Here is a 3,549-nt window from a genome sequence, read left to right as displayed (position 1 = left end):
CGTTTTCAACTTGTTGGCCACGTTAGTGGCTGACAAGTTTAGGAAAACGTCTCTTTTTGGAAAAAAGAGACAAAAAGGTGGTAGAGTGGTAGATAGAATTGAGGTGGATTAACATGCCAGAAATGACGATGTCTTTCAGTAAAGGAAAGGCAAATGAGACATCAATCAAGCACAATAATCGGAGCTTAAATCCGAATGAATTTGATTTTGATAGAACAGGACATAAGCACATTAATCCTGAGTTAACGGGGCTTAACGAGGTTTTATTGCACGAAGATATTAGAGATATTTACAATCAAGAGTTTGGACAAGCTGTAAAAGACTACAATGCCAAGCAAAAACGCAAAGACCGCAGGATTAAGGATTATTATTCGAAGATTAAAAATTCAAAAAAAACAAGAACTCAGTATGAATTTATCGTCCAAGTTGGTAATATCAATGATTACAGGCATGACGAAAATAGAATAACTTCCCAAACTTGGCAAACAAGTAAAAAAATTCTTGAAAATTACTTTGATAATTTTCAAAAACGCAATCCAAATTTGATACCGTATAATGCAGTCATTCACATGGACGAAGAGGGAGCTCCGCACATGCATCTTAATGTTGTTCCAGTAGCCCATGATTTAAATGCCAAACAAGGTGTCAAGGTTAAACCTGTTTTGAACAAAGCACTTGCAGAAGAGGGTTTTTCAATTTCAAAAAAAGATAACCGTAAGCAATGGCGTGATTTCCAGCATAGGGAAGCTGAGGCGCTTGCTGATGAGGCTTTGTTATATGGAATTACGAGGAAAGCTGGAATAACCAACAAGCTTAAAGATGTTCGTCAATATAAGCAGGTTATGCGAGAAATTGATGATTTGGAGGAACAAAAAAGCCAAATTTATACCGAATTTGAGGACAAAAAGGCTCAAATTGATAATTTAGATCAAAGAGAATTAGAAATATCTCGTCGTGAACAAGCTGCAGCAAACAAAGAAACTAAGAATAAAAATCTTGATAAAGAAATTAGGCGTAAAGAGTTTATACTTAATGATTTGGATCAAAAAGAGCAGAACACTAGAGATAACTGGAGTCAGTGGGTTCGAACAACAGAAAAACTAACAAAAAAACGTCGTCTTGGAACTCCTGATGATTATCTAGTTGTTGGTACTTTTGGAACAGTTGATAAAGAAGCTTCAAAACGAAAGATTGCTAACTTAATTGATTTAGCAGAACATGGCAAGCTTATCAAAGAAGTAGAGGCAGAAAATCGTCAACTTCGTAACCAAGGAATTGATCAATTTAGAGGCTTTGTAAGGCAGGAAAAAAGACTTGGCGATGAACAGCGCCAACGTGAGTTAGAAGAGCTTAGAAAGAAAAATAAAGAGCAGGAGGAAAAAATTAAAGACCAACAGCGACAAATCTTGCAATTAAGAATGTTTGCTGAAGCCACTGTTAAAACTATTAGAGGTATTGCAAAAGCTATTCCAGAAAAAGCACATGCCTTATGGCAAAAAATTGGTTCTAATTTGCGCAAAGTTGGTGGCAAAACTTATGTGAAGATGAATGCTGACGAAGTTAAAGAAGCAAATAAGGGTTATTCTGCCGAAACTGAAAAGCAAAAATCAATATATAATCAAAGATATAATTCCAGAGATTTAGATTTATAATGTCAAAAATAAAAAAACTTTCCGTTTTTGACAGCATGTTGAAATGTCAATGGTTTTAGAAGTATGTCATATCAATAAGGAATAGAGGACATTGAAGTGTCAACGGTAAATCATGCTTAGAGACTTTTAAAAGCTCTTAGAGAGCTTTTTAGAGGCTTAGACGCTGAATGAAGTGTCAATGGTAAATCATACCTAGAAGCCTTTAAATCGTCTCAGAGACGATTTTAGGGCTTCTGGTAGGGTTTTAAGAAATTGACACGTATCTCTGTAGTAAGCTAGAGAAAAGAAAAAGCAGGGCTGCTTTTTCCCGCCAAGCGGCGAGCGACCCTGCTTTTGTGGTATTATTTACCTAAAATCTTTGAAAAATAAAAAAAGCCTGACTTTGCAGAGTCAGACAAGAAAGAAAATGATTAAAAGCATGAATTAGCAAAATTTAAGTCTTTTAATCACTAGATATTCTAGGGGATAAACAAGCTTAAATCAAGACAAAAGTTTATTTTAGATTAATTGTTGGACTCTGCTTAGTAGGTTTTGAACTGAAAGGGAGAGTCTATTTTTATGTCCAAAGAAAAGTCAGAAAAGACACGAGAAAATGAAGAAAAATCTGTCGGCTTATCTAACAGCCGGCAAAACCCCCCAAAACTTGGGACGCATGTTTTAATTTCTGTTGATAGAATTACCATAATTGGAGTGCCAAAACTCAACGGTGATGCGGATACTAGCACTTTTATGCGTGTGATTTATCGAAAGTGGAAGAAAGAATCATTTTTTAAGTTAACTACTTCAGGAAATATTATTAATCCGGATACCGATGAAAACATTGCTTACTTTGAAGTACCTCAACATCAACAAGGCAAAATAAGAGTTGATTATAATCCCAAACGACTTAGAGAAGAGCCAGAAGCAGAGTGGGCAAAAGCATTAAGATGGCTTTTAGATCAATTACAAGATAAACGATTTAGTCGATTAGATATCGCATTTGATATGATCGATTTAGATGTTAAAGGTTATCAGCCTTATATTTTTGGCGCTTCTAGAACGATTTATATGACTAGAGCATGGGAAGTAGGCTCTATTTATGCTGGTGCTAGAGGAAGTAGACTTCAAATTCGTTTTTATGACAAAAAATTAGAAAGAAAAGCCAACCATGAAGAGCTGGATTGTGATAGTTATTGGCGTTTAGAAATGCAATTAAGAGGATCTAAAACTAAAACTTGGTATGATGACTGCAAGAAAAAACTAGATAAGTTTTATAGAATTGATCCTCATGGAGTTACTAGTTTGAGGGATAAAATTACTCTTTTGGCGATTAAGCAAGATGAAAAAATATTAGCTGAGCTTTCAAAAAATTCCAGAGTTAAATTTAGAAAATTAATGCAACAACCAGATAATCAAGATAGAACAGTGACTTTGAAATTACTGAACTGTTTGGAAGAGAGCAAGCAGAAGATTGTTGATGAATTAGAAAGTTATCTAGGAGAATTTCGTATTAAAAAATAAAAAAAGGTTGCAAAAAGGTTGCATTTTGCAACCTTTTTTTTTGAAATAAATAGGATTAAACCTGTTGGGGCTGTAAGGCTGAGATGGTATTCCTAGGGGGTGTACTACGACCTCCCCCCAAGAGTGACATGTGACATGTGACACTCAAAAAATAGCATTAATCCCTTCGGGCCGTAAGGCTCGTTGGGATTTTTTGCTATTTTGCGAAAGAAAATAAAAAAGTTTTGGGGCTTGCGCCAAAATCTTATTTTATTTTCTGGAGAGCAAAATTTTTAAATTGCGAAGCTTTTTAAAAATGCGCAAAAAATTATTGGGAACGAAAGTGACCTTTTAATTTTTGGAGTAAGGGAGAAATTGCGTTAGCTTTTTCTCCCACGCCCACCGCGTAGGTGCCTCC

Annotated in this window: 2 protein-coding genes; both read left to right on the top strand. The window is 35.3% G+C overall.

Features of this window, described 5'->3' with window-relative positions; translation table 11 throughout:
• Positions 1–266 precede the first annotated feature (266 nt).
• Positions 267–1,652, top strand: coding sequence for a plasmid recombination protein (locus HMPREF0528_RS08735; protein WP_248619263.1), 1,386 nt, complete (start codon positions 267–269; stop codon positions 1,650–1,652).
• A 558-nt stretch (positions 1,653–2,210) separates the two neighbouring features.
• Positions 2,211–3,152: a replication initiation factor domain-containing protein gene (locus HMPREF0528_RS08730; RefSeq protein WP_004896659.1), complete on the top strand. Its 942-nt coding sequence runs from the start codon at positions 2,211–2,213 to the stop codon at positions 3,150–3,152.
• The last annotated feature ends 397 nt before the right edge of the window (positions 3,153–3,549 follow it).

This window comes from Lactobacillus johnsonii ATCC 33200 (assembly GCF_000159355.1).
Lineage (GTDB): Bacteria > Bacillota > Bacilli > Lactobacillales > Lactobacillaceae > Lactobacillus > Lactobacillus johnsonii.
This window is presented reverse-complemented; position numbering and strand designations above follow the sequence as displayed.

What these genes read in the sequence shown, in the direction of transcription:
- HMPREF0528_RS08730 (WP_004896659.1), top strand. Translation starts at nt 2,211, where the DNA reads ATGTCCAAAGAAAAGTCAGAAAAGACACGAGAAAATGAAGAAAAATCT.